General features: G+C 73.6%; 27 protein-coding genes. 6 read left to right on the top strand and 21 right to left on the bottom strand.

Features of this window, described 5'->3' with window-relative positions; translation table 11 throughout:
- Nucleotides 1-5: 5 nt before the first annotated feature.
- Entirely contained in the window at nucleotides 6-287 is a 282-nt protein-coding gene (locus BUE30_RS09450; RefSeq protein ID WP_073329244.1) for a YrhK family protein, read from the bottom strand.
- Nucleotides 288-309: 22 nt separating this feature from the next.
- Nucleotides 310-1,371 (bottom strand): phenylalanine--tRNA ligase subunit alpha, encoded by a 1,062-nt coding sequence (gene pheS / locus BUE30_RS09445; RefSeq protein ID WP_073329242.1) that lies wholly within the window; start codon nucleotides 1,369-1,371, stop codon nucleotides 310-312.
- 203 nt (nucleotides 1,372-1,574) lie between these two features.
- On the opposite strand from pheS, the gene BUE30_RS09440 reads away from it, so the two are divergent.
- On the top strand, nucleotides 1,575-1,832 hold the full coding sequence (locus tag BUE30_RS09440) for a hypothetical protein (RefSeq protein ID WP_073329239.1): 258 nt from the start codon (nucleotides 1,575-1,577) through the stop codon (nucleotides 1,830-1,832).
- 144 nt (nucleotides 1,833-1,976) lie between these two features.
- Here the strand turns inward: BUE30_RS09440 and rplT are convergent, their stop codons facing one another.
- The 4 genes from rplT to pyk all read right to left on the bottom strand — a co-directional run bounded on the left by rplT (nucleotide 1,977) and on the right by pyk (nucleotide 4,415).
- On the bottom strand, nucleotides 1,977-2,339 hold the full coding sequence (rplT, locus tag BUE30_RS09435) for a 50S ribosomal protein L20 (RefSeq protein ID WP_073329237.1): 363 nt from the start codon (nucleotides 2,337-2,339) through the stop codon (nucleotides 1,977-1,979).
- 14 nt (nucleotides 2,340-2,353) lie between these two features.
- A complete protein-coding gene (rpmI, locus tag BUE30_RS09430; RefSeq protein WP_073329234.1) occupies nucleotides 2,354-2,554 on the bottom strand; it encodes a 50S ribosomal protein L35 in 201 nt (66 codons plus the stop codon).
- A gap of 119 nt (nucleotides 2,555-2,673) precedes the next feature.
- Nucleotides 2,674-2,898, bottom strand: a complete 225-nt coding sequence (locus BUE30_RS09425; protein WP_073329231.1) for a hypothetical protein — start codon at nucleotides 2,896-2,898, stop codon at nucleotides 2,674-2,676.
- Between the two features lie 68 nt (nucleotides 2,899-2,966).
- Nucleotides 2,967-4,415: a pyruvate kinase gene (gene pyk / locus BUE30_RS09420; protein ID WP_073329226.1), complete on the bottom strand. Its 1,449-nt coding sequence runs from the start codon at nucleotides 4,413-4,415 to the stop codon at nucleotides 2,967-2,969.
- A gap of 118 nt (nucleotides 4,416-4,533) precedes the next feature.
- Here pyk and BUE30_RS09415 point away from each other — a divergent pair, with 118 nt between their 5' ends.
- From BUE30_RS09415 to BUE30_RS09405, 3 genes are read left to right on the top strand one after another with little or no spacing between them, the layout of a single operon-like run.
- Complete coding sequence (locus BUE30_RS09415) at nucleotides 4,534-5,313, top strand: N-formylglutamate amidohydrolase (RefSeq protein ID WP_073329221.1); 780 nt, start codon at nucleotides 4,534-4,536, stop codon at nucleotides 5,311-5,313.
- Nucleotides 5,314-5,359: 46 nt separating this feature from the next.
- A complete protein-coding gene (locus tag BUE30_RS09410) occupies nucleotides 5,360-6,001 on the top strand; it encodes an HAD family hydrolase (RefSeq protein WP_073329216.1) in 642 nt (213 codons plus the stop codon).
- 24 nt (nucleotides 6,002-6,025) lie between these two features.
- Nucleotides 6,026-6,325: a DUF1244 domain-containing protein gene (locus tag BUE30_RS09405; protein ID WP_073330255.1), complete on the top strand. Its 300-nt coding sequence runs from the start codon at nucleotides 6,026-6,028 to the stop codon at nucleotides 6,323-6,325.
- A 450-nt stretch (nucleotides 6,326-6,775) separates the two neighbouring features.
- Here BUE30_RS09405 and BUE30_RS09400 read toward each other — a convergent pair whose 3' ends face one another.
- The 10 genes from BUE30_RS09400 to BUE30_RS09355 all read right to left on the bottom strand — a co-directional run bounded on the left by BUE30_RS09400 (nucleotide 6,776) and on the right by BUE30_RS09355 (nucleotide 14,558).
- The gene (locus tag BUE30_RS09400) at nucleotides 6,776-7,405 is read right to left on the bottom strand and encodes a hypothetical protein (protein ID WP_073329203.1); all 630 of its coding nucleotides are present in this window, start codon (nucleotides 7,403-7,405) and stop codon (nucleotides 6,776-6,778) included.
- A gap of 28 nt (nucleotides 7,406-7,433) precedes the next feature.
- On the bottom strand, nucleotides 7,434-8,294 hold the full coding sequence (locus tag BUE30_RS09395) for a D-amino-acid transaminase (protein ID WP_073329199.1): 861 nt from the start codon (nucleotides 8,292-8,294) through the stop codon (nucleotides 7,434-7,436).
- A gap of 67 nt (nucleotides 8,295-8,361) precedes the next feature.
- Nucleotides 8,362-8,760: a GFA family protein gene (locus BUE30_RS09390; RefSeq protein WP_073329195.1), complete on the bottom strand. Its 399-nt coding sequence runs from the start codon at nucleotides 8,758-8,760 to the stop codon at nucleotides 8,362-8,364.
- 94 nt (nucleotides 8,761-8,854) lie between these two features.
- On the bottom strand, nucleotides 8,855-9,817 hold the full coding sequence (gene dgcA, locus BUE30_RS09385) for an N-acetyl-D-Glu racemase DgcA (protein WP_073329191.1): 963 nt from the start codon (nucleotides 9,815-9,817) through the stop codon (nucleotides 8,855-8,857).
- Between the two features lie 80 nt (nucleotides 9,818-9,897).
- A complete protein-coding gene (gene dgcN / locus BUE30_RS09380; protein ID WP_073329186.1) occupies nucleotides 9,898-10,899 on the bottom strand; it encodes an N-acetyltransferase DgcN in 1,002 nt (333 codons plus the stop codon).
- Nucleotides 10,900-10,974: 75 nt separating this feature from the next.
- Complete coding sequence (locus BUE30_RS09375) at nucleotides 10,975-11,613, bottom strand: methyltransferase family protein (RefSeq protein ID WP_244526321.1); 639 nt, start codon at nucleotides 11,611-11,613, stop codon at nucleotides 10,975-10,977.
- Nucleotides 11,610-12,224 (bottom strand): pyridoxamine 5'-phosphate oxidase family protein, encoded by a 615-nt coding sequence (locus BUE30_RS09370; protein ID WP_073329181.1) that lies wholly within the window; start codon nucleotides 12,222-12,224, stop codon nucleotides 11,610-11,612. The genes BUE30_RS09375 and BUE30_RS09370 overlap by 4 nt, the downstream gene beginning before the upstream one ends.
- Nucleotides 12,224-12,988, bottom strand: a complete 765-nt coding sequence (locus BUE30_RS09365; protein WP_073329177.1) for a lysophospholipid acyltransferase family protein — start codon at nucleotides 12,986-12,988, stop codon at nucleotides 12,224-12,226. The genes BUE30_RS09370 and BUE30_RS09365 overlap by 1 nt, the downstream gene beginning before the upstream one ends.
- Nucleotides 12,985-13,887: a cell division protein FtsX gene (locus BUE30_RS09360; protein WP_073329172.1), complete on the bottom strand. Its 903-nt coding sequence runs from the start codon at nucleotides 13,885-13,887 to the stop codon at nucleotides 12,985-12,987. Before BUE30_RS09360 ends, BUE30_RS09365 begins: the two co-directional genes overlap by 4 nt.
- Nucleotides 13,884-14,558, bottom strand: a complete 675-nt coding sequence (locus BUE30_RS09355; RefSeq protein ID WP_073329167.1) for a cell division ATP-binding protein FtsE — start codon at nucleotides 14,556-14,558, stop codon at nucleotides 13,884-13,886. Before BUE30_RS09355 ends, BUE30_RS09360 begins: the two co-directional genes overlap by 4 nt.
- Nucleotides 14,559-14,782: 224 nt before the next feature.
- On the opposite strand from BUE30_RS09355, the gene BUE30_RS09350 reads away from it, so the two are divergent.
- Nucleotides 14,783-15,907 (top strand): zinc-ribbon domain-containing protein, encoded by a 1,125-nt coding sequence (locus tag BUE30_RS09350; protein WP_073329163.1) that lies wholly within the window; start codon nucleotides 14,783-14,785, stop codon nucleotides 15,905-15,907.
- Nucleotides 15,908-16,316: 409 nt separating this feature from the next.
- Here BUE30_RS09350 and BUE30_RS09345 read toward each other — a convergent pair whose 3' ends face one another.
- From BUE30_RS09345 to BUE30_RS09325, 5 genes are read right to left on the bottom strand one after another with little or no spacing between them, the layout of a single operon-like run.
- On the bottom strand, nucleotides 16,317-16,850 hold the full coding sequence (locus BUE30_RS09345) for a DUF3035 domain-containing protein (RefSeq protein ID WP_244526320.1): 534 nt from the start codon (nucleotides 16,848-16,850) through the stop codon (nucleotides 16,317-16,319).
- 20 nt (nucleotides 16,851-16,870) lie between these two features.
- A complete protein-coding gene (gene lspA / locus BUE30_RS09340) occupies nucleotides 16,871-17,407 on the bottom strand; it encodes a signal peptidase II (RefSeq protein WP_073329159.1) in 537 nt (178 codons plus the stop codon).
- A gap of 10 nt (nucleotides 17,408-17,417) precedes the next feature.
- Nucleotides 17,418-19,043: a bifunctional phosphoribosylaminoimidazolecarboxamide formyltransferase/IMP cyclohydrolase gene (gene purH, locus BUE30_RS09335; protein ID WP_073329156.1), complete on the bottom strand. Its 1,626-nt coding sequence runs from the start codon at nucleotides 19,041-19,043 to the stop codon at nucleotides 17,418-17,420.
- Between the two features lie 51 nt (nucleotides 19,044-19,094).
- Complete coding sequence (locus BUE30_RS09330) at nucleotides 19,095-20,843, bottom strand: heparinase II/III family protein (RefSeq protein WP_073329153.1); 1,749 nt, start codon at nucleotides 20,841-20,843, stop codon at nucleotides 19,095-19,097.
- A gap of 43 nt (nucleotides 20,844-20,886) precedes the next feature.
- Complete coding sequence (locus tag BUE30_RS09325; protein ID WP_073329150.1) at nucleotides 20,887-22,179, bottom strand: RsmB/NOP family class I SAM-dependent RNA methyltransferase; 1,293 nt, start codon at nucleotides 22,177-22,179, stop codon at nucleotides 20,887-20,889.
- Nucleotides 22,180-22,311: 132 nt separating this feature from the next.
- Between BUE30_RS09325 and BUE30_RS09320 the strand changes: the two genes are divergently transcribed.
- Nucleotides 22,312-22,515 (top strand): DUF1674 domain-containing protein, encoded by a 204-nt coding sequence (locus BUE30_RS09320; RefSeq protein WP_073329146.1) that lies wholly within the window; start codon nucleotides 22,312-22,314, stop codon nucleotides 22,513-22,515.
- The last annotated feature ends 423 nt before the right edge of the window (nucleotides 22,516-22,938 follow it).

Genomic DNA, 22,938 nt, shown 5'->3' with positions numbered 1-22,938 from the left:
CGTCCTCAGCTTTCGTCGCGTTCGGCGAGATCGTCCATGTCGCCCATGCGCCAGAGTTTGATTTCCCGCACCGTCCGGATCGTCGGTTTCGCCGCGAAGAGGATCGAGCCGATCAGGAAGAGCCACGTCGCCTCGATCGTCGTCGCCTCCCAGAAGAACAGGATCGAGCCGACCACGAAGCTCAGCGCCGCGCCGAAATCGACGATGGTGTAGAGCAGTTCGGACCGGGCGTAGTAGCGTTTCGTCCGTTCCGATCGCTGGCGGTTCTCGTGGCGGAAGAGTTGCATCTCGCCCTCCTGGTCGTTCGGCCTACCCCGCCTGCAGCCGCGGCATGTCGAGCGACGAGAACCCATAATGCCGCAGCCAGCGCAGGTCGCTGTCGAAGAAGGCGCGCAGGTCGGGGATGCCGTATTTCAGCATGGCGAGGCGGTCGATCCCGATGCCGAAGGCGAAGCCCTGCCATTCGTCCGGGTCGATCCCGGCGGCGCGCAGCACCTTGGGGTGGACCATGCCGGAGCCCAGCACCTCCAGCCAGTCGTCGCCCTGCCCCACGCGGACCTGGCCGTCGACCCATTCGCACTGGATGTCGACCTCGGCCGAGGGTTCGGTGAAGGGGAAGTGCGAGGCGCGGAACCGGGTCTTCACCTCCGTGCCGAAGAAGCGGGTGAAGAACTCCTCCAGCACCCATTTGAGGTTCGCCATCGAGATGTCGCGGTCGATGGCGAGCCCCTCGACCTGGTGGAACATCGGCGTGTGGGTCTGGTCGAAATCGGCGCGGTAGACGCGGCCCGGGCAGATGATGCGGATCGGGGCGCCCTGCGCCTCCATGCTGCGGATCTGGACCGGCGAGGTATGGGTGCGCAGCACGGCGGGCGGGCGGTTGTCGCCCTCCGCCCGGGCCATGTAGAACGTGTCCATCTCGGCCCGCGCGGGGTGGTGGCCGGGGATGTTCAGCGCGTCGAAATTGTACCAGTCGCTCTCGATCTGGGGGCCCTCGGCGACGGCGAAGCCGAGCGCGGCGAAGATCGCGGTGATCTCCTCGGTCACCTGGGTGACGGGGTGGATGCTGCCCTGTCGGCGGGCCCGGGCGGGGAGCGTGACGTCGATCGTCTCGCGCGCGAGCCGCGCGTCGAGGGCGGCGGCGGCGAGGGTCTCCTTGCGGGCGGCGATGGCGTCGGTCAGCTCGGACTTGAGCGCGTTGAGGGCGGGGCCGGCCTCCTGCCGCTGCTCGGGGGTCATCTTCCCCAGCTCGCGCATCTGCAGGCTGACCTCGCCCTTCTTGCCCAGCGCGGCGACGCGGATCTCCTCCAGCGCGGCCTCGGTCTCGGCCGCGGCGATCCGCTCCATCCATTTCGGCTTCAGATCGTCCATCGCGGCGGGCTCCTCGGCAAGACGGAGCGCCGGATAGCGCGCGGGCGGTCCAAGGGCAAGGCGCGCGGCCCCGGGGGGCCGTTAACCTCGACCTCGCGCGAACCGCCCCGGACGCGCCCCGCGCGGGCCATCCAGGCGCTGCGGGCGGGGGCGAGACCGGCCCCGTCCTCACGATGTCCTCACAGCCAGCAGGAGACCCGACCATGATGTCCCGCCTCGCCGCCGCCGCCCTCGTCGCCGTTCAGATCGCGGCCCTGCCGCAGGGCGCCGCGGCACAGTCCCACCAGGCCCCCGACAGCCTCTATTCCGGCCAGTGGTTCACCACGCCGGACGGCTGCTCGTACAGCCGCGCCCAGGCGCCCGGCTACCTGCCGACCTGGCATCTCATCGTGAACCCCCACCATATCGGCCAGCCGGCGCCGCACCGGGGCTGCCCCGCCATGCCGCGCTCGGCCCGATAGGCCGGGGCCGTCCCCCCCGCGGGAACCGCGGTGGCCGCCCGGCCCTGCCCCGGAAGCGGGCGGCCGGGCGGCCCGGATGCCGGAACGGAAAAGGGCCGCACCCGGCGGGGTGCGGCCCTGTCCTCGTCTCGGCGACGCCCCGGCTCAGGCCGGAAGCGCGTCCTTGGCCTTGGCGGCGATCGCGTTGAACGCCTCGGGCTCGTTCACGGCGAGATCGGCCAGAACCTTGCGGTCCACCTCGATCCCGGCCAGCGACAGGCCGTTGATGAAGCGGGAATAGGTCAGGCTCTCGTCATAGGCGCGGACGGCGGCGTTGATCCGCTGGATCCAGAGCGCGCGGAAGTTCCGCTTGCGGACCTTGCGGTCGCGCGTGGCGTACTGGTTGGCCTTGTCGACCGCCTGGCGGGCGACCTTGTAGGTGCGGCTGCGACGGTCGTAATAGCCCTTCGCGGCGTCGAGCACCTTCTTGTGGCGACGATGGGTGACGGTTCCACCTTTGACTCGCATGGATCAGTCCTCCTTCAGCGCGCGTAGGGCATCATCGGCTTGACGATCTGCTCGTCCGCCTTGGCCAGCGTCGTGGTGCCGCGGGCGTCGCGGATGAACTTGTTCGTCCGCTTGATCATGCCGTGGCGCTTGCCGGCCTGGCCGGCCTTGATCCGGCCGGAGGCCGTCATCGAGAACCGCTTCTTGCAGCTCGACTTGGTCTTCATCTTGGGCATTTCGGGTCTCCTGTTCGAGAGTGCCGTTTCGCGCGACTCGGCATGCCTCACCGGCCGGCCGCGCGGTCGAAGGGCGCCCTATAGAGGGAGGGCGGCCCGCTGGCAAGCCCCGCGGGGCGTCAGCCGGTATAGCGACCGATCACGCGGAAGAGCACGTCGGGGATCTCGCCGAACGTGTAGCCGCCCGGCTTGGTCGTCAGCGCGACGACGAGGAGGGTGCCGCCGATCAGCAGGACCAGCGAGGCGAGGCGCGGCGGCCGCCCGTCCGTCAGGGCCGAGGCGATGGCGGGCAGCGAGAAGACGAGCAGGATGAGCCCGATGGTGAGATAGAGATCCGCGTCCATGACCGCCCGCCCGTCCGATGCGCCTGCCCATGGGGGGCGGTCGTGACGCCGCCTCCCCCTGCGTCACCCTATTCCGCGTCGGCGCTGAAGATCAAACGTTCCTCGCAAGGGGCGACACGCAGGATGTTTGTGCTGCCCGGCGTGTTGAACGGCACGCCGGCGGTGACGACGATCGTGTCCTGCGGCCCGGCGAGGTTCTCGGCCCGCGCCGCGCGCACGGCGGCGACCACCGCCATCTTGAACCGGTCGACCGGCTCGACGATGACGCAGGCACAGCCCCAGGTGAGGCAGAGCCGGCGCGCCGTGTCCTGCTCCGACGTGAGCGCGAGGATCGGCACACGGGGGCGTTCGCGCGCCACCAGCGAGGCGGTCGTGCCCGACTGGCTGAAGCAGGCGATCGCCTTGATGTCCGTCGCCTCGGCGATCTCGCGCGCGGCCGAGACGATGCCGTCCGCGACCGAGCGGCGGGTGATCTTGCGCGAGCTCTCGATGATCTCGCGGTAGGTCGGGTCGGATTCCACCTCGGCGGCGACGTTGTCCATCGTGCGGACCGCCTCGATCGGGAAGGATCCGGCCGCGCTCTCGGCCGAGAGCATGACGGCGTCGGTCCCCTCGTAGATGGCGGCGGCGACGTCGCTGACCTCGGCCCGGGTGGGCATCGGGCTCTCGATCATGCTCTCGAGCATCTGGGTGGCCACGATCACCGGCTTGGCGGCGGTGCGGCACTTGCGCACGAGCTGCTTCTGGATCGGCGGGACGTTCTGCACGGGCAGCTCGACCCCCAGATCGCCGCGCGCGACCATGATCCCGTCGCTGACGGCGAGGATGTCGTCGAACGCCTTCACCGCGGCCGGCTTCTCGATCTTGGCGAGGACGGCGGCCCGTCCCCTGGCCAGTTCGCGCGCCTCGATCATGTCGGCAGGGCGCTGGACGAAGGACAGGGCCAGCCAGTCGACGCCCAGCTCGCAGGCGAATTCCAGGTCCTTGCGGTCCTTGTCCGACAGGGCGTGCAGCGGCAGCACCACGTCCGGCACGTTCACGCCCTTGCGGTTCGAGATCGTGCCGCCGACCGTCACCTCGCATTCGGCGAAGTCGCGGCCGCACTCGCGGACCTTCAGGCGGATCTTGCCGTCGTTGACCAGCAGCGAGGCGCCGGGCTCCAGCGCGTCGAAGATCTCCTTGTGGGGAAGCTGCACGCGCGTCGAATCGCCCGGCGCGTCGTCGAGGTCGAGCCGGAAGGCCTGCCCGGTCTCCAGCTCCTCGCCCTCGTCGTTGGCGAAGACGCCGACGCGCAGCTTCGGCCCCTGCAGGTCGGCGAGGATCCCGATCGGCGCGCCGAGATCGGCCTCGACCTTGCGGATGATCTCGTGCCGGGCCCGCTGCTCGTCATGGGTGCCGTGGCTCATGTTCAGGCGGAACACGTCGGCCCCCGCCTCGGCGAGGGCGCGGATCACCTCGTAGGTGGAGGAGGCCGGGCCGAGCGTGGCCACGATCTTGACGTTGCGGTGGCGTCGCATGTCGAACTTCCCTGTCTCATGGTGTCTGTCGGCGCGGGCGGCCCGAAACCAGGGGGGCTACCGCTAACACCCGTCGCGGGGCGGTATGGCGCAATTCCCTTCGGCTCACAACTGACCTATGCCCCGGTTCTGGTTAACACACGGTGAGGGGCCCTTGTCGGACACCGCCTTCCACATCCACGGCTCGGACCGGACCTCGCGCTGGCTGGTCATGGTCGATCACGCGACGAACCGCGTGCCGGACTGGGTGAACGGCGGCGATCTCGGCCTGCAGGCGGCCGACATGGCGCGTCACATCGCCTTCGATCCCGGGGCGCTGGGCTTCGCGCTGGCGCTCGGCGACGCGCTCGGCGCCACCGTCGTGTCGAGCGACTTCTCGCGCCTCGTGATCGACCCCAACCGGGGCGAGGACGATCCGACGCTGCTGATGCGGCTCTATGACGGGTCGGTCATCCCCGCCAACCGCGCCGCCGGCGCGGACGAGCGGGAGCGGCGCCTCGACCGCCTGCACCGCCCCTACCACCGGGCGGTCGAGGCGCTGGCGGCGCGCCGGAGCGATACCGTCCTGTGTTCGATCCACACCTTCACCCCGCAGCTGCGCGGGCGCCCGCCCCGGCCCTGGCAGGTCGGCATCCTGTCCTCGCCCCGCGACACCCGGCTCACCTCGGCGGTGCTGCGCCGGCTGTCGCGCGAGAGCGACCTGACGGTCGGGGACAACCAGCCCTATACCGGCGACCTGCCGGGCGATTCGATCGACCGGCACGGCCTCGCCCCGGGGCGGCCGAACGTGCTGGTCGAGATCCGCAACGACCTGCTGCCGGACGCGAAGGCGCAGCGGCACTGGGCCGGACGGATCGCGCCGGCCCTGACCGGCGGCCTGGCCGAGGCCGGCCTGTGAGCGGGGGGCAGCGACACCCCCCGGCCCGGACGCACGAGGAGACGACATGACGAGAGCCGCGATCTTCGACCTCGACGGCACGCTGATCGACAGCGAACGGCTGATCCTCGACGCGGGCGCGCTCGCGCTCGAGGCGATGGGCATCCCCGAGGGGCGCGCCCGCCTCGTCGCGCTGGTCGGCACGGCCGGCGATCAGGCGGCGCTGCTGCGCGGCGTCTTCGGCGAGACCTTCGACACCGCCACCTTCGAATCGCTCTGGGACGAGGAAGCGGCCCGCGCCTGGGCGGACGGCATCCCGCCCCGCGCCGGCGCGGTCGACCTGCTGCGGCACCTGCTGGATACCGGGGTCCCGCTGGCCCTGGCGACGAACTCGCCCACCGACTGGGCGCATCGCCGGCTGGCGGAGGCGGGGCTCGACCACGCCTTCCCGCCGGAGCACGTCTGGGGGCGCGACCGGGTCGAGCGGCCGAAGCCCGCGCCGGACCTGTTCCTCGCCGCCGCGCGCGGCCTGGGGATCGCGCCGGCCGATTGCGTGGCCTTCGAGGATTCCGATCCCGGAACCGCCGCCGCCCTTGCCGCGGGCATGACCGTGGTCCAGATCCCCGACCAGCGCCCCGCCGGCACGCGCGACGCCCACCACCTGGCGGAGAGCCTGCTGGACGGCGCGCGGGCCGCGGGGCTGATCTGAGAGCCGGAGGACCAGATGGACGAGATGGACGAGACCACCCGCACCGAGATCGAGGCCGCCGCCTTCCGCCGCCTGCGCCGCCACCTGATGGAGGAGCGGCCGGACGTGCAGAACATCGACCTGATGACCCTGGCCGGGTTCTGCCGCAACTGCCTGTCGCGCTGGATGCAGGAAGCCGCCGCCGAGCGCGGGGTGGAAATGGGCAAGGACGAGGCCCGCGCGCTCTATTACGGGATGCCCTACGAGGCGTGGCGGGCGATGCACCAGCGCGAGGCGACCGACGCCCAGAAGGCCGCCTTCGACGCCGTGCCGAAGGAGCATTAGGCGGGTGAACCGGACCCGGCCGGGGCGGGGGACGTCCCGTCCCCCCTTGGCCTGGCGGCCAATTCCCCCCTGGGGAGTATTTGGGGCAAGATAAGGGGGCGGCCGATTTCGCTCCCGTCAGGGGAGGGAAGACGAGGCCGGCGCAGGCCGACCTGGAAAGTCCCGCCGTTGGCGCGTCGTCCGGCCGGGGGCGGGGGACGTCCCGTCCCCCCTTGGCCGGGCGGCCAATTCCCCCCTGGGGAGTATTTCGGGCAAGAGAAGGGGGCGGCCGCTTTCGCTCCCGTCAGGGGAGGAAAGACGAGGCCGGCGCAGGCCGACCTGGAAAGTCCCGCCGTTGGCGCGTCGTCCGGCCGGGGGCGGGGGACGTCCCGTCCCCCCTTGGCCTGGCGGCCAATTCCCCCCTGGGGAGTATTTGGGGCAAGATAAGGGGGCGGCCGCGGGGTGCGGCCCTCAGTTCCGGACCAGTCCGACGCCGAAGATCCCGGCGGAGATGTCGATCCGCCGGAGCGTGCCCGCGGCATAGGTGAGGTCGATGTCGATCTGCCGGAAGCGGAAGGGCGAGACATGGCCCGGCCCCGCCACGACGCGGTAGTCGAGGGCGCAGACGGTGCCCTCCGCCGTCTCGGTGCGGGCGGTGACGCGCCCCTCGGTCACCCGGCGCCCGTCGTAGAGACGGAAGGATTGCGGACAATCGCTGCCCTGGACGATGCGCCACAGCCCCGTCACGGGATCCGAGACGGGGGCGGCCAGGGTGGCGGGATCGGAGGCCGCGGTCGCCTCGGAGGGCGGGTCGATCTCGACCCCCGTCACTTCGGCGCCGTCGAACAGGACCGACACCGCCCGCTCGTGGTTGCGGAAGAGGTACTGCGTGACCGCCGCCCCCGCCTCGGTCCGGCGGGGCGCCAGCGTCGCCTCGCTCACCCCGTCCGCCACGCCGAGCGGGGTGTTGTCGAGCGTGGTGCGGAAGAGGGCGGCGGTGCTCTCCATCGTGCCGATGCGGGTCCCGCCGAGCAGGACGTCGAACGTCTCGGCCGAGGCGGGGGCCGCGAGGGCGGCGAAGAGGGCGACGAGGCGGAACATGGCGGGTCCTTTCGGGGCCGGGTCGGGATCAGGAGGCGGCCTTGCGGCTTTCCTCGAAATAGATCTCGCGCAGGCGCCGGGCCACCGGGCCGGGCGTTCCGTCGCCGATGGGGGCCCCGTCGATCGCGACAACCGGCATCACGAAGGTGGAGGCCGAGGTGATGAAGGCCTCGTCCGCCGCCTGCGCCTCGGCAATGGTGAAGGCGCGCTCCTCGACCTTCATCTGCGCCTCGCGGGCGAAGCGCAGGACGGCGGCGCGGGTGATGCCCGACAGGATGTGGTCCCCGAGGTCGCGGGTGACGATCGTGCCGCCCGCGACGATGTAGGCGTTGTTCGACGTGCCCTCGGTCACGTGGCCGTCCTCGACCATCCAGGCGTCGTCGGCGCCTGCGGCCTTGGCCATCATCTTGCCCATGGACGGGTAGAGCAGCTGCACGGTCTTGATGTCGCGCCGCCCCCAGCGGCGGTCGTCGATGGAGATCACGCGGATCCCCGTCCTGGCGGCCGGGCTGTCCGCGAGGCCGGGCTTGTTCTGGGTGAACAGGACCACGGTCTGCGGCGTGTCCTGGGGCGGGTAGGCGAAGTCGCGGTCGGCGGGGGCGCCGCGGGTGATCTGCAGGTAGACCATGCCGTCCTCGACCCCGTTGCGGGCGACGAGTTCGCGGTGGATCCCGCGCAGGTCCTCGGCCGCCATCGGCATCGTCATGCCGAGCTCGGTCAGCGAGCGGTCCAGCCGGGCGGCATGGCCGTCGAAGTCGATGAGCCTGCCGCCGAGCACGCTCGTCACCTCGTAGACGCCGTCCGCCATGAGGAAGCCGCGGTCGAAGACCGAGACCTTCGCCTCCCCCTCGGGGAGGTAGTCGCCGTTGACGTAGACGGTTCGGGTCATGGGGGGCCTCTCATCGTGTCGCCCCGGTGGTGTGGCAGATCGGCGGGTGGGTCAAGATGCGACCGTCTCAGCCGGTCCGGGTCAGGCCGGGCGCGTCGATGTGCAGCCAGTCCACGCGGCGCGCCGGATCGTAGACGGAGACGGAGGGCGGCGGCAGGGTCTCGTCCGCGAAGCACCCGGCCCGGACGGCGATCTGCCCCTCCGCGTCGCCGAGGCCGTAGAAGACCGTGGTGCCGCAATCGGGGCAGAAGCTGTTGGTGATGGTCGTGCCCTCGTCGCCGGTGCGCCGCCACTCGCGGTAGCTTCCGGTGATCGTGACCTGCGCGCTTTCCCATCGCGCGTTCCAGGAGAAGGCGCTGCCGGACAGGCGCTTGCAGGCGTGGCAGTGGCAGATCGAGACCCGGATCGGGTCGCCCGTGCAGGTGAGGATCAGCTGCCCGCAGGCGCATCCGGCCGTGCGCCTCATCGGGCGCGCCTCCCCCGGGCGGACCGGGCCCGCGCTGGCCGCGCGACAGGACGCGCGGCCGGTGCCCCCTTCCCCGGCCGCCCCCGGGCGCGTCCTACCCCCATAGCGCGGCCTCCGGCGGGTGGACGAGGCTGCCGTCGAACCGCAGCGGCGGCTCGCGGTCCCGGGCGAGGAGGAGCGGGCCGTCGAGATCGACCACCTCGGCCCCCTGCGCGGCGAGCATCGCGGGGGCCATGGCAAGCGAGGAGCCGACCATGCAGCCGACCATGACCCGGTGCCCGGCGGTGCGGGCGGCATCGCACAGGGCCAGCGCCTCGGTCAGGCCGCCGGTCTTGTCGAGCTTGACGTTCACCACGTCGTAGAGCCCCGCGAGCGCGGGCAGCGACGCACGGTCGTGGCAGCTCTCGTCGGCGCAGAGCGGCACGGGGCGGTCGAGCCCGCGCAGCGCCTCGTCCTCGCCGGCGGGCAGCGGCTGCTCCACCAGCGCCACGCCGAGCCGGGCGAGATGGGGAGCGAGGTCGCGGTAGATCGCGGCGCTCCACCCCTCGTTCGCGTCGATCACGATGCGGGCCTCCGGCGCGCCGCGGCGCACCGCCTCGAGCCGGGGCATGTCGTCGGGCGTGCCGAGCTTGATCTTCAGCAGCGGGCGATGCGCCTCCTCGCGGGCGCGGGCCTCCATCGCCTCGGGACTTTCGAGCGAGAGGGTGTAGGCGGTGGTGAGGGGGCCGGGCGCGGGCAGGCCGAGGATCTGCCAGACGCGCCGCCCCTCCGTCTTCGCGCGCAGGTCCCAGAAGGCGCAGTCGACCGCGTTCCGGGCCGCCCCGGCGGGCAGGGCCTCCGGCAGGTCGGCATGGGCGAGGTCGGCGGGCAGGCCCCGTATCTGCGCCTCGACGCTGTCTAGGCTCTCGCCGTAGCGGGCATAGGGCACGCATTCGCCCCGCCCGGTGACGCCGCCGCGCGTCACGGTGGCGGTCAGGACCTGCGCCTCGGTCCGCGAGCCGCGCGAGATGGTGAAGGCGCGGGCGAGCGGAAAGGCCTCGCGGGTCACGTCGATCATGGGAGCCTCCTTGGCGGGGTCGGGGCGGGCGCGGGGCGGGCCGATGCGCCCCTGAGCGCGGTCCGCCCCCCGCTGTCCTGTCAGATCCCGTCCAGCGCGTCGACCAGGGGGCCGGCGCCGAAGCGGTAGGGGTCGGTCGCGGGCAGGTCCATCCGCTCCGCCGCCTCGGCAAGGCAGGCGCGGGCCGCGGCCTCGTCCAGCGCGGCGGTGTTGATCGAGAGGGCCACGAGCCGGCAGTCGGGATTCACCCGGCGCGCGTGAAGGAGCGCGGTGTCGCGCGCCTCCTCGAGGCTGGGAAGGGGATAGTGCGGCAGGCCGCGCATGTGGGTGCGCGTCGGTTCGTGGCAGAGGACCAGCGCGTCGGGCTGGCCGCCATGGATCAGCGCCAGCGAGACGCCCGCATAGGACGGGTGCGACAGGCTGCCCTGCCCCTCGATCAGGTCCCAGTGGTCCGGATCGTTGTCCGGGGTCAGCCATTCGATGCTGCCGGCCATGAAATCGGCGATGACCGCGTCGAGCGGCACGCCTTCCCCGGTGATGAGGATGCCGGTCTGGCCGGTGGCGCGGAACGTGGCCTTCATGCCCCGCTGACGCATCACCCGCTCCATCGCCATGGCCGTGTACATCTTGCCGGCGGAGCAGTCGGTGCCTACGGCGAGGCAGCGCTTTCCAGTGCGCCTCTCGCCGCTGGCAATGGGATAGCGCACGGACGGGATGCGCACGTCGTGCAGGCGCTGCCGCTCGGCCCTCGCCGCCGCCACGAGATCGGGCTGGTCCCGCAGCAGCGTGTGCAGGCCCGAGGCGATGTCGTAGCCCATCTCGACCGCCTCGATCATCGCGGCGCGCCAGCTTTCGGCGAAGGTTCCGCCGCGATTGGCGACGCCGATCACCAGCGTCCGCGCGCCCGCCTCCCACGCCTCGGCGAGACTCATGTCGGGCAGGCGCATGTCCGCCCTGCAGCCCGGCAGGCGGAGCTGCCCCACGGCATGCTCGGGGCGCCAGTCGCGGATGCCCTGCGCCACCTTCGCCGCCAGAGGGTCCGGCGCGTCGCCGAGGAAGAGGAGATAGGGGGTCGGGATCATCGCGCGCTCCGGCCGTTCGGGGTCTGTCCCCCCGAGGATGGGCCGCCCGGGGCCGAAGTCACGCGCCGTCCGGCCCTACCAGATGGGGAAGGTCGGTAGATGACCGGCCGCCTGCACGGCCTCGATCAGCTCCGCCAGCGGAATGAGCGCGAGGAAGACGAGCGCGTCGGCGAAGTTGCCGCGCAGCGCCCGCACGTCGGCGGTGATCCGCGGCGGGGTCGAGAAGCCCGACAGGCGCGGCAGGATCCGCGGCACGCGCGCGGCATAGTCGTCGTAGGCCGGGCCGAAGGCGCCGCGCAGGTAACGCTCCTCCCGGCGGGCGGTGATCCAGAGCACGGCGAAGGTGGCCCCGCCGATCAGTGCGGCGAGGGTGACCGAACTCAGCAGCAGGCCGAACGCCGTCGCCCCGATCGTGGAGAAGAGGTAGAGCGGGTGCCGGCACAGCGAATAGGGCCCGTCCTGCATGACCGTCCGGTTCTTGGCCGCGCCGATGTAGAGGATCGCCCAGAACCGGCCGAAGATCGCGGCGAAGAGCAGGATTCCCCCCAGCGGCTCGAGCGTCTCGGACGCGAGACCGCCATCCTGCCAGACAGGGCGGCCGCACAGGACCAGCGGGATCAGCGCCAGGCCGAGGAGCCGGAGCACGAGGATCCGCTGCCATTGCCGCACCGGGCGGGGCTGGCCCGCCTTTCCCGTCGATCCGTTGCCGGTCACCACATCGTCTCCTTCGCCCTGCCGGGCCACTGCGCGTCGTAGGCGGCGCCGTCGAAGCCGGCCCTCGCCTCCTCCAGCAGCTCGCCCACGCTCGGCAGGCCCGCGCTCTCGTCGGCGCCCGACCAAAGCCCCGCCCGCAGGATCGCGCGGGCACATTGCGAGTAGACCTCCGCCACGGTCACGACGATGACCGTCGCGGGCGATGCGGCACCGTGCCGCCCGTCCCGGGCGAAGCTCTCGCGCAGATCCTCGTCCGCGGTGAGGACGGCCCGGCCGTTCACGCGCACCACGTTGGCCGATCCGGGCACGAGGAACATCAGGCTCACCCGCCCGTCCGCGACGATGTTGCGCAGGGAATCGAGCCGGTTGTTGCCGCGCCAGTCCGGCATCAGCAGCGTGCTCTCGTCCGCGATCCGCACCACGGGGCCGTCATCGCCCCGGGGCGAGTCGTCGGTGCCGCCGGGGCCTACGGTCGTCAGCACGCAGAACCGGCTACGCCCGATCCAGTCCGCGTAGAGCGGCGTGATGCGGGGCCGGACCTTGATCGTCGCCGCCTCGCCCGGCCTGCCGTAGAGCGCCTCGAGCGCGGCGAGGTCGCGGATCGGCTGCATCAGCCGGCCACCCGGACCGGAAAGCCTGTTTCGGCGAGAAGGGCGTCGGACCGCGTCTCGATCTCGCCCTCCAGCCGCGCCATAAACTCCATCACCGGCAGGCCGGCGGGAATCTCGGGCAGGAACTCGACCACCGCGGTGCCGGGGCGGCGATGGACGCCGCGCCGCGGCCAGAAGATCCCGACATTGCAGGCGACGGGCACGCAGGGCTGGCCGAACGCCTCGTAGAGCGCGCCGGACCCGATCTTGTAGGGGGCGGGGACGCCCGGGGCGACGCGCGTGCCCTGCGGATAGATGATCAGCTGCCCCGGATCGGACCGGCCCGCCGCCACGTCCGCGACCATCCGCTTGACCGCCTGCGCGCGCCGGCCGCGATCGACCGGAACGCAGCCGATCCGGCGGGCGAACCAGCCCAGGATCGGGGCGTGGGTCAGCTCCTTCTTCATGATGAAGCGGCCGCGCGGGACCGAGCCGTAGATCATGATGATGTCGAGGAAGCTCTGGTGCTTGGCCGCGATCAGCACCTCGCCCGCGGGCGGCGTGCCCCGCACCTCGGTCCGCAGGCCCACGCACCAGCGCGCCAGCCAGCGGGCGTAGCGGCACCATCCCTGGCAGGCCGCGACCGCCCCCTCGCGGCTGGCCAGCGCCCAGGGCAGGTAGACGAGGCCGTAGACCGCCATCCCGGCATAGAGCAGGATCGAGAAGACGAGGCTGCGCGCCCATTGCACGGTGTAGCCGAGGCCGCCGCCGGCCCCCCGGCTCATGCCTGCGCCTCGAGCGAGCGCATCGCCGCCGCCCGCGTGGCGAGGAACGCGACGAGCGCGGCGAGCGGCGGGATCAGCACCGGCAGCAGCCAGCCCGCCCCGGAAAAGCCCAGCCCATCGAGGAAGCCGCCCGCCACCTCGCCTCGCGGCAAGATGGCGAGGGCGAGCGTGCCCGCCGCCGCCCCGGCCGCCGCGCCGATGGCCGTGCGGACGGTGAAGCGCCGGACGAAGGCGCGGGCGATGTAGACGTCGCGCGCCCCGACGAGCCGCAGCACCCGGATTACCTGCGCGTTGGCCGAGAGCGCCGCCTGCGCCGCCAGCGTGATCATCGCCCCGGTCGCCGCGCCGATCAGCAGGATCGACACCCAGCCCAGCAGGCGCAGCCGGCCCGCCGCCTCGACCAGCGGCTGCCGCCAAGCGGCGTGGTCGTCCAGCATCGCGCCCGGCACCTCGGCCTGGAGGCGGGCGCGCAGGCCGGTGGCGTCATAGCCCTCGGCATCCTCGACGATCTCGATCAGCTGCGGGATCGGCAGGTCCTCCAGGGGCAGCTGCGCGCCGAACCACGGCTCGAGCAGGGCCTGCTCCTCCTCCGACGTCAGGGCCCGGGCCGAGGCGATGCCGGGCGTGCTCTCCAGCACCCGCAGCGCGGCCTGGGTCTGCAGGTCCACCTGCGCCTCGGGGGCCGAGATGCGCAGCGTCGAGGTGCGGGCCAGCTCGGCGCCCCAGCGCTCCGCCAGCCGGCCGGAGGTGGAGGCGAGCGCCATCGCGAAGACCGCGAGAAAGGCCATCGCCCCGGCGGTGAACAGCGTCAGCCGCGCCGTGTAGCCGGTCGGCGGCACCGCCCGGTCAGCCTGCGGATCGCCCGCCAGCAGCGACAGGAGCAGCGAGAACCGCCTCACAGGTCCGCCCCCGCCGCCTGCAGCCGCCCGCCCTTCAGCCGCAGGACGCGGGACTGCACCTGTGCCTTGGCCGCGCGGATCAGGTTGAGGTCGTGGGTCGCGACCAGCACCGCCTTGCCCATGCGGTTCAGCTCGACCAGCAGGCGCAGCAGCCGCTGCGACATCTCCCAGTCGATGTTGCCCGTGGGCTCGTCGGCGATGATCACGTCGGGCGAGACGATGACGGCACGGGCCAGGGCGGCGCGCTGCCGTTCCCCGCCCGAGAGCTGCGGCGGCAGCTGGTCCACCTGATGCGACAGCCCGACCCAGGTCAGCAGCTCGCCGAGGTTCTGCTCGGCCTCGGCCTGCCGCCCGGCGACGGTGAGCGGCAGGGCGATGTTCTCGGCCAGCGGCAGGTGGTCGAGGAACTGGCAGTCCTGGTGCACCACGCCGATCCGGCGCCGCGCCAGGGCGATGCCGTCGCGGTCGACCTTGCGGGCGTCGGTGCCGAACAGCTTCACCCGGCCGGAGGTCGCGATCAGGTCGCCGTAGCAGAGCTTGAGCAGCGTCGTCTTGCCCACGCCCGACGGGCCGGTGAGGAACTGGAACGAGCCGGGCGCGAGGGTCAGCGACAGGTTCGAGAACAGCTCTCCGCCGCCGTAGCTGTACGACACGTCCTCGAGCTCGATCACCCCTGGTCCCCCGGCAACGGACATCGTGCGGCCGGCGCGCGCGGTGCCCCGGGCGCCGAAGCCGTCCTGCGCGCCTTGTGCCGAAAAGGTCGCGCGGGCGCAATCTGTCCCTGCGCGGGCCGGGGAAGCGCTTGGAACGGGAGCGAGGGATCGTTAGCGTTTCGCCAACGATGTGAGCAGGATGCCGGACGCCCCGGCCCGGGGACCGAAGGCCGAAGGACCAGATGCGACTGAGCTGTCCCAATTGCGCGGCGCAATACGAGGTGCCCGACGACGCGATCCCGCAGGCGGGGCGCGACGTGCAATGCTCCAATTGCGGGCAGATCTGGTTCGTCCCGGCCGATGGCGGCGCGGCCGCGCCGGCCCCGGATGCCGCGCCCGAGCCGCCGCCCGCCCCGCCCGCCGCCGAACCCGATCCGCGGCCCGTGCCCGACACGGTCCCGCCAGGCCCCGAGGACGGCTGGGGCGACGAACGGACGCAGGACGACGAGGACGACGAGAGCGCCCCGGCGGAGAAGCGCCCGGCGAGCGCGCCGCGCGCCCATCCGGCGGAGGGCGCCGCCCAGCCATCCGCGCGGGAGGGGGACGCCCCCGCCGGCGCCGCAGGGGACGCGACCGACGACGCGCCTGCCGAGGCAGGGACGAGCGGCACGTCCCCGGCAGCCGCGGGCCCGTCCGGCCGGGCGCTCTCGCCCGAGGTGCAGCGCATCCTGCGCGAGGAGGCGGAGCTGGAACGCCGCCGCCGCGCCGGTGCCGCGCCGATCGAATCGCAGCCCGATCTCGGCCTGACCGATCCCCCGGCCCCCGCCCCGGCGCCGGCCCCGGCCCCGGCCCCGAGTCCGGCGCCGGAGGCAGAGGGACAGGACGCGCCGCAGGCCGCGACCGCCCCCAGCGCGGCCGAGGCCGAGGGCCAGCATTCCGAGGAGGCGCGCCGCCGCATGGCGCGGATGAAGGGCGAGCCGGTCCCGCCGATCGCCGCCGCCGTGCCGGGCGGCCCGGCCCCCACCGGGCGCGGCGGCCGCCTGCCCGATATCGACGAGATCAACTCGACGCTCGAACCCGAGGCGCGCCGCGCCGCGCAGCGCCAGGCCCGCGCCGCCGAGGATCACGAGACCCCGGCCGAGACCTCCGAGCGTACCTGGCGCCACGGCTTCCGCCTCGGCTTCGGCCTCGTGCTGCTGATCGCGGCGGTGCTGGCGCTGATCTACCTCTACGCGCCGCAGATCGCCGAGCGCCTCCCCGCCCTCGCACCCGCCCTGGCCGATTATTCCGACGCGGTGGACCGCCTGCGACTCTGGGTCGACCTGTCGCTGCAGGGGCTGATCGACGAGGGACCGGACGCGGCCTGACGCGGCGGGAGCGCAAGTGGGGGGGTGCGACCCACCCTACGCGGAACAACATGGATTTGCGGGACCGGGGTGGGTGCAACCCACCCTACAAGGCAAGGCGTAGGGTGGGTTGCACCCACCCCGGCCCCACGACCGTGCATAGGGTGGGTTGCACCCACCCCAGCCCCACGGCCGCCCGTAGGGTGGGTTGAACCCACCCCAGCCCCACGGCCGCGCGTAGGGTGGGTTGAACCCACCCCAGCCTGACCACCCGACCGCGCGGCGAACGGGTCGCCCACCCCCGCCCGATGGACCGGCGGAGTGGGCGGCATGGCCCCCGCCCCCGGCGCTTCGCCACCGATCCTCGGGTCGCCGGCTCGCGTCTGGCGATCGCCCCCGGGTGGAGGCGCCGGCCGGATTGCGGCGCGGCCTATTCGCGGGGCGGCGCGCTCGGCACGGCGATCCCGGCGGCGCGGAATCGCTCGAGCTCGGCATAGGCGTCGAGCGCCTGGCCGGCATAGGCCTGGTAGTAGCGGTCGCCTCCGAACAGGGCGAAGGCCGCCGCGCGGGACCGGAAGGCCGCGTCCTCCTGCGCAAGGCTCCGCCGGATCGCCGGATCGGCGCCGCCGGTCGCGGCGAGCAGCGCCGCGTCGCGGGCCGGGATCCCGCCGCCGGCCGCCTGCGGATCGCCGCCCAGCACGATCTGCGCCTCGACCAGCGGGGCGGGATCGGCGCGGTTGCCGGCGGCCGGGTCGGGCGGCGGAAGCGCGGTGCCGGGGGGCATCTGGAGGGGCCGCTGCGGCACGACCGAGAACTCGTCGGGCCCCGCGCTGGGGCTCTCCAGCACGCGCAACCCGTCGGTCCCGCCGGCGCAGGCCGTCAGCGCGCCGAGTGCCAGCGCCGCTCCGATCGCTCGTCCCGTCCGTCTCATGCCGTCCCCCGTCTCGTCCTCGCCCCCGGTCATAGCCGTCCTCGGCGCCCGGGTCACGTCCTGCCGCGCGGGGCGGGCTTCGCCGCGCGCGTCCGCTTGCCCTCCCCGTCCCGCCCCTCCCGGCCCCGCCCGTCCGGCCCGTCCCCGGTGAAGAAGACGAGCCCCAGCGCCCCGGCGAAGACGGCGATGTCCGCGACGTTGAAGGCGAAGGGATTGTCGATGCCGCAGCAGCTCATGTTCAGGAAGTCGGCGACCGCGCCGTAGAGCAGCCGGTCCAGCACGTTGCCCAGCGCCCCGCCGACCAGCAGCCCGGCCGAGAGGTGCATCCAGCGGCTGCCCTGGCCGCGCCAGACCCAGACGAGCACCAGCGCCGAGACGCCGACCGCGATGGCGATCAGCACCCAGCGCATGTCGGCGCCCGAGAGAAGGCCGAAATTGACCCCCCGGTTCCATGCCATGCGGAAGTTGAGAAAGGGCGGAAAGACGTCGATCGCCTGCCGCTGGGCGAGGTTCAGCAGGTGGACCACGACGTATTTCGTGAGCTGGTCGACGACGAAGACGACCAGCGCCGTCCAGAGGGTGAGACGCATCGACGGACCCCTAGTGCCGGAAGTGGCGCATGCCGGTCAGCACCATCGCGATGCCGTGGGCGTCGGCGGCGGCGATCACCTCGTCGTCGCGCATCGACCCGCCCGGCTGGATGACGCAGGTCGCGCCGGCCTCCACCGCCTCCAGCAGACCGTCGGCGAAGGGGAAGAACGCGTCGGAGGCGACGGCCGCGCCCTTCACCGGGCTCTCGGAAAGGCCCAGCGCCTCGGCCATGCGGCCGGCCTTCGCCGCGGCGATCATCGCGCTGTCGAGCCGGCTCATCTGGCCCGCGCCGATGCCGACGGTCTGTCCGTCCCGCGCATAGACGATGGCGTTGGACTTCACGTGCTTGGCCACGGTCCAGGCGAACATCAGGTCGTCGAGCTGCGCCTCGGTCGGGGCGGCCTTCGTCGCCAGCTTCAGCGCATCGCGCGCCACGAAGCCGGTATCGCGGTCCTGCACCAGCATCCCGCCCGAGACCTGCCGCCAGGCCGGGCCGCCGGCGCGCGGGTCGGGCAGGCCGTCGGTGACCAGCAGGCGCACGTTCTTCTTGGCCGACAGGATGCGGCGGGCCTCCTCGTCGGCGCCGGGGGCGATCACGACCTCGGTGAAGATCCGGGCGATCTCCTCGGCCGTCTCGCCGTCGAGCGGACGGTTGAGCGCGACGATCCCGCCGAAGGCCGAGGTGCGGTCGCAGTCGAAGGCGCGGGACCAGGCCTCGCGCGGAGTGTCGCCCAGCGCGACGCCGCAGGGATTGGCATGCTTGACGATGACGCAGGCGGGACGGTCCCCCGGCCCTTCCCCGCCGAACTCGGCCACCAGCTCGTAGGCGGCGTCGGTATCGTTGATGTTGTTGTAGGACAGCTCCTTGCCCTGCAGCTGCGTCGCCGTGGCGACGCCGGGGCGGGCCGAGCCGTCCGCGTAGAAGGCGGCCGACTGGTGCGGATTCTCGCCGTAGCGCAGCCCCTGCCGCAGCGTGCCGGCGAAGGCGCGGCGGCGCGGCTGCCCCTGCGCGAAGGCGCCGGCCATCCAGCCCGACACGGCGGCGTCGTAGGCGGCGGTGCGCGAGAAGGCGGTGAGCGCCATCCGCTCGCGGAAGGCGCGCGACGTGGCGCCGTCCTGCGCCTCGAGCTCGGCCAGCAGGCCCTCGTAATCCTGCGGGTCCACGATGACGGTGACGTCGTTGTGGTTCTTGGCCGCCGCGCGGATCATGGCGGGGCCGCCGATGTCGATGTTCTCGACGATCGTGGCGGCATCGGCGCCCCCGGCCAGCGTGTCCTCGAACGGGTAGAGGTTCACGACGAGCAGGTCGATCTCGGGAATGCCGTGCGCCGCCATCGCGGCGCGGTGCTCGTCGTTCGACCGGGCGGCCAGCAGCCCGCCATGCACGTTCGGGTGCAGCGTCTTGACGCGGCCGTCCATCACCTCGGGAAAGCCCGTCACCTCGGCCACGTCCCGCACCGCGATGCCCGCCTGCCGCAGCGCCCCGGCCGAGCCGCCGGTCGACAGGATCTCGACCCCGCGCGCGGCGAGGGCGGCGGCCAGGTCGGTCAGCCCGGTCTTGTCGGAGACGGAGATCAGGGCCCGCCGCACCGGGGCGGCCTCTGTCCTGGTGGCGGAGATGGCGGTGACGGTCATCGGCGGATCCTCGGAAGCGGGCGTCGGCCCGGGGCCTCGGGCGGGCGGCGGTCAGGCGTCGTCCTCGTCCCATGTTGTCATCGGGGCGGTGTCGCGCACCGCGTCCGGCGTGTCGTGCGTCTTGGCCAGCGACCAGCGCATGCGCGTCGCATAGGCCAAGGTGCGGCCGGATAAAACCACCTGCTGCGTGGCACGGGGCCGCGGCCGCCCGGATTCGAGGTAGACCGACCGCTCCAGCGTCAGCCGCGCGCCGGGTTCCCCCTGGAACAGCCAGTCCTCGCCCGAGACGAGGTGCAGCAGCACCGCGGCGCCGCCGGTATCGAGCTCGGCCTCGACATCGGGATGCAGGTGGAACCGGATCGAGAAGGCGATGCCCTGCATCCCGGTCTTCTGCATCACCCGGTCGAAGCGCTGCGCGTCGGCGTCCGACAGCGTGGTGAGGATGTCCTCGCCCACCAGCGCGCGCCCGTCGGAGCCGAGGTCCAGCGTGCGGGCATGGGTCAGCCCGTGGCTGCCGCGCCAGCCGTCATGGCTCAGCTCCAGCCGCGTTCCGTCGCCCAGATCGGACGACACCGCCTGAACCCGGCCGGGGCCCTCCGCCAGCCAGCCGGCGGCGTTGCCCGTCCCCTCGGGCGCCAGCCGCGCCGAGGAGACGCCGTCGATCCCCAGGGTGGAATGGGAGGGGGTCGCCCGCCCCGCCCGGCGCCAGTCGCGGCCGAAGGTCCGGCCCGAGCCGCAATTGACGATCAGCGGCCGCCGGGCCGAGGTCAGCTCGAAGGCGAGGGTCGAGGCATGGCCCTCGGCCGAGGCGAGGCCGATGGGCGGGGGCGCGGCGTCGACGATCAGCGTCGTGCGGCCGCCCGACAGGCGGCGAAACCCCATCGCGGCCGCCTCGGCCCGGGCGCCGCGCCGCCCGGCCGCGGCGAGGGCGTGGTCGAGCCGCCCCTCGTTTCCCCGCCCCCCGCCATGGAACCGGGCGAGGGCGCCGTCGGAATGGCGCAGGGTGCGCAGGGCCGGGACGATGCGGTGGATGGCGGCGGTCACGGGCTCGGGCACCGCGCGGTCCGCCTCGGCGGCGGCGAGGACGGCGCGGTTGAGCAGCGTCAGCACCTGCAGCAGGTCCTCGGGATTGCGGCTGGCGAGCCCCCCGCCCGCATCGACCTGGCGCATGCTCTCCTGTGCCAGCGCCGCCAGGGCGGGGCCGGCCATCCCGTCCTGCCCCTGCAGCGCCAGGCCGGCATAGACGATGGCGGCCAGCGCCTCGATCCGGGGCAGCCCGGCCGGGCCGGCGGGCCAGCGCTGGGCGAGGAAATGGACCTGCGCGACCAGCAAGCGGAAGAAGCGGGCCTCGTCCTCCGCCCCCCGGCCCTGCAGCAGGAAGGGCGCGTGGTCGATCCAGCGGATCACCCGCCGCGCGGTCAGCGGCACGGTCCAGCCGGGCCCCCTGCCCCGCCCCGCCGCGTCGATCCAGCGGAAGGTCCAGTCCTGCGCGCGCCCGCGGGCGGCCTCGCCTCCCAGCGCGGCGAGATCGTCCAGCCAGAGGAAGCCCTGCGCCGCGTCGCGGGCCGGCCCCTCCTCCGCCGCGACGTCCCAGATCGCGGCGCCCGGCGCCTCGATCGCCGCGCCCCCCAGCAGGAAACGCCCCTCCAGCATCCGCCGTCCCTGATCGACCCGGCCCAGGAGGCGCGGCTCGGGGATGCCGACCAGGGGGGCGGGCCGGCCCCGCCGGACCGCCCGGCGCGCCGCGCGGCGGTCGAGGAACCGCGCCCAGTGGGCCGCCCATCTCTCGCCTCTCGCCACGCCTGCCCTTCCTGCCCGCAAAAGTCCGGGAAACCTGCGGACCCTAGCCGGGCTTGCGCAGGAGCGCCATGTAGAACCCGTCGATGCCGCCCCGGTCCGCCCAGTGCGACGGCAGGATCCGCAGCCCGCCCTCGGACGAGCGCCAGGCCGGGTCGACCCAGTCCGCCCCGGGCGGGACGACCTCCAGTCCCGGGTGTCGGGCCAGCGCCTCCTCGACCTGGACCTCTCCCTCATCGGGGATGAGCGAGCAGGTGCAGAACACCATGCGCCCGCCGGGCGGGAGCAGCGTCAGCGCGTGGTCGATCATCCGCGCCTGCAGGGCGATCAGCTCCGAGATGCCGGCCCCGTCGCGGGCGAAGGGCAGGTCGGGGTGGCGGCGGATCGTGCCCGTGGCCGAGCAGGGCGCGTCGAGCAGCACCGCGTCGTAGCGCCCCTCGTGGATCAGCGCGTCGCCGGCGATCACCTCCGCCTCCAGCCCGGTCCGGGCGAGGTTCTCGCGCAGGCGGCCCAGCCGTGCCTCCGACAGGTCGAGCGCGGTGACCCGTGCCCCGGCCGCGGCGAGCTGCAGCGTCTTGCCGCCCGGCGCGGCGCAGAGGTCGATCACCCGCTCGCCCGCGCGCGGCGCCAGGAGCCGCGCCGGCAGCGCGGCGGCCGCGTCCTGCACCCAGAACCCGCCGGTCCCGTATCCCGGCAGGGCGCTCACCTGACCGGCATCGACGAGACGGAGCGAGCCGGTCGGCAGTTCCTCCCCCCCGAGGCTGGCGGCGAGCGGCCCGCCGGGCTCGCGCAGCGTCAGGTCGAGCGGCGGCACCGCCCCGTGCACCGCCTCGATCCGCGCGATCTCGGCCCGGCCCCAGGCCTCGACCAGCGGGCCGCGCAGCCATTTCGGCAGGCGCTGCGGCGGCAGGTCGATCCAGGCCGCCTCCGCCTCGGGCGCGATCTTGCGCAGGACCGCGTTGACGAGGCCCTTGAGCGGCCGCGTCCGCTTGCCCCGCCCCGCGATCTCGACGAGGTCGTTCACCACCCCGTGCGAGGCCGCGCCATGGGCCAGCTCGACCGCCCCGAGACGCAGGATGTTGCGCACCGCCAGCGGCGGCATCCGGGTCAGCGACGGGGCGAGCAGCCGGTCGGCCCGGCCGAGATCGCGCAGCGTCTGCGTCGCCAGCCGCTGCGCCCGCGCCCGGTCCGCCGGGTCGAGCGCCGAGAGCGCCGCGGGCATCGCCTCGGCCAGCGTGCGCCCCTCGCCGATGACCGCCGACAGCAGCGCCAGCGCCGCACGGCGCGGCGCGATCCCCGCGGGGGCGGCGGGCGGGGCGGGGCGGCTCGGGCGGGCCATGGGCGATCCTTCGTCGGGAGAGTCTGGCGGCGGGGGTTTGAGCGGCGGTCCCGCCGGACCTATATCGCCCTATAGCAACGACGCGCCCCGCCTTGAAGCCGCCCGCCGATTGCCAGACAGGAGGCCCAGACCATGACCGACGAGACCCGGGCACCCGGCCCCGCCGCCCCCCGCGCCGACCTGCCGGAGGCCGCCCGCCGCGCGCTGCAGGAGGCGGAGGCCCGCCGCAGGGCCGCCACCGGCCCCGACCTGCCCCCCGAACTCGGCGGCCGCGACGGGCCCGAGCCGGTGCGCTACGGCGACTGGGAACGCAAGGGCATCGCCGTCGACTTCTGAGGGGCCCGGACCGCCCGGTGTGCTGCGACCGGAAAGCGGCGGAAGGCCCTGCCTGGGAGCGGTCCCCCGGGTGCGCGGCCGTGCCGGCATCTGCCCTCCGGGCTCCTGCGCGAACGGCACCGGCCCTGCGTCACTGCCGATGGAGTGGGGTTGCCCTCGTGACTGTCCGGGGTGACCGCCGGACTCTCGCCGTCTGAGTCAGCGGGCGCCCTGCCCGGGCCCGAGGCCGGGGCGGCGGGGCCGAGAGATCTGCCAGAGGCCCCGCCGGGGCGCGGCGCCCCGATGCGCGACCTTGCCGCCATGCCGCCTTCAGATGTCCGGTCCGAACGGCACCGGCCTCGCATCGTTGCCTATGGAGAGGGGATGCCCCCGTAATCGCTGCGGGCAACCGCCGGGACCCCGCCGCCTGCGCCCGACGGCGCC

The organism is Wenxinia saemankumensis, from assembly GCF_900141735.1.
Taxonomy (GTDB): domain Bacteria; phylum Pseudomonadota; class Alphaproteobacteria; order Rhodobacterales; family Rhodobacteraceae; genus Wenxinia; species Wenxinia saemankumensis.
This window is presented reverse-complemented; position numbering and strand designations above follow the sequence as displayed.

Coding starts and splice junctions, on each gene's coding strand:
- BUE30_RS09450 (WP_073329244.1), bottom strand. CDS start 287: ATGCAACTCTTCCGCCACGAGAACCGCCAGCGATCGGAACGGACGAAA.
- pheS (WP_073329242.1), bottom strand. CDS start 1,371: ATGGACGATCTGAAGCCGAAATGGATGGAGCGGATCGCCGCGGCCGAG.
- BUE30_RS09440 (WP_073329239.1), top strand. CDS start 1,575: ATGATGTCCCGCCTCGCCGCCGCCGCCCTCGTCGCCGTTCAGATCGCG.
- rplT (WP_073329237.1), bottom strand. CDS start 2,339: ATGCGAGTCAAAGGTGGAACCGTCACCCATCGTCGCCACAAGAAGGTG.
- rpmI (WP_073329234.1), bottom strand. CDS start 2,554: ATGCCCAAGATGAAGACCAAGTCGAGCTGCAAGAAGCGGTTCTCGATG.
- BUE30_RS09425 (WP_073329231.1), bottom strand. CDS start 2,898: ATGGACGCGGATCTCTATCTCACCATCGGGCTCATCCTGCTCGTCTTC.
- pyk (WP_073329226.1), bottom strand. CDS start 4,415: ATGCGACGCCACCGCAACGTCAAGATCGTGGCCACGCTCGGCCCGGCC.
- BUE30_RS09415 (WP_073329221.1), top strand. CDS start 4,534: ATGCCCCGGTTCTGGTTAACACACGGTGAGGGGCCCTTGTCGGACACC.
- BUE30_RS09410 (WP_073329216.1), top strand. CDS start 5,360: ATGACGAGAGCCGCGATCTTCGACCTCGACGGCACGCTGATCGACAGC.
- BUE30_RS09405 (WP_073330255.1), top strand. CDS start 6,026: ATGGACGAGACCACCCGCACCGAGATCGAGGCCGCCGCCTTCCGCCGC.
- BUE30_RS09400 (WP_073329203.1), bottom strand. CDS start 7,405: ATGTTCCGCCTCGTCGCCCTCTTCGCCGCCCTCGCGGCCCCCGCCTCG.
- BUE30_RS09395 (WP_073329199.1), bottom strand. CDS start 8,294: ATGACCCGAACCGTCTACGTCAACGGCGACTACCTCCCCGAGGGGGAG.
- BUE30_RS09390 (WP_073329195.1), bottom strand. CDS start 8,760: ATGAGGCGCACGGCCGGATGCGCCTGCGGGCAGCTGATCCTCACCTGC.
- dgcA (WP_073329191.1), bottom strand. CDS start 9,817: ATGATCGACGTGACCCGCGAGGCCTTTCCGCTCGCCCGCGCCTTCACC.
- dgcN (WP_073329186.1), bottom strand. CDS start 10,899: ATGATCCCGACCCCCTATCTCCTCTTCCTCGGCGACGCGCCGGACCCT.
- BUE30_RS09370 (WP_073329181.1), bottom strand. CDS start 12,224: ATGCAGCCGATCCGCGACCTCGCCGCGCTCGAGGCGCTCTACGGCAGG.
- BUE30_RS09365 (WP_073329177.1), bottom strand. CDS start 12,988: ATGAGCCGGGGGGCCGGCGGCGGCCTCGGCTACACCGTGCAATGGGCG.
- BUE30_RS09350 (WP_073329163.1), top strand. CDS start 14,783: ATGCGACTGAGCTGTCCCAATTGCGCGGCGCAATACGAGGTGCCCGAC.
- BUE30_RS09345 (WP_244526320.1), bottom strand. CDS start 16,850: ATGACCGGGGGCGAGGACGAGACGGGGGACGGCATGAGACGGACGGGA.
- lspA (WP_073329159.1), bottom strand. CDS start 17,407: ATGCGTCTCACCCTCTGGACGGCGCTGGTCGTCTTCGTCGTCGACCAG.
- purH (WP_073329156.1), bottom strand. CDS start 19,043: ATGACCGTCACCGCCATCTCCGCCACCAGGACAGAGGCCGCCCCGGTG.
- BUE30_RS09325 (WP_073329150.1), bottom strand. CDS start 22,179: ATGGCCCGCCCGAGCCGCCCCGCCCCGCCCGCCGCCCCCGCGGGGATC.
- BUE30_RS09320 (WP_073329146.1), top strand. CDS start 22,312: ATGACCGACGAGACCCGGGCACCCGGCCCCGCCGCCCCCCGCGCCGAC.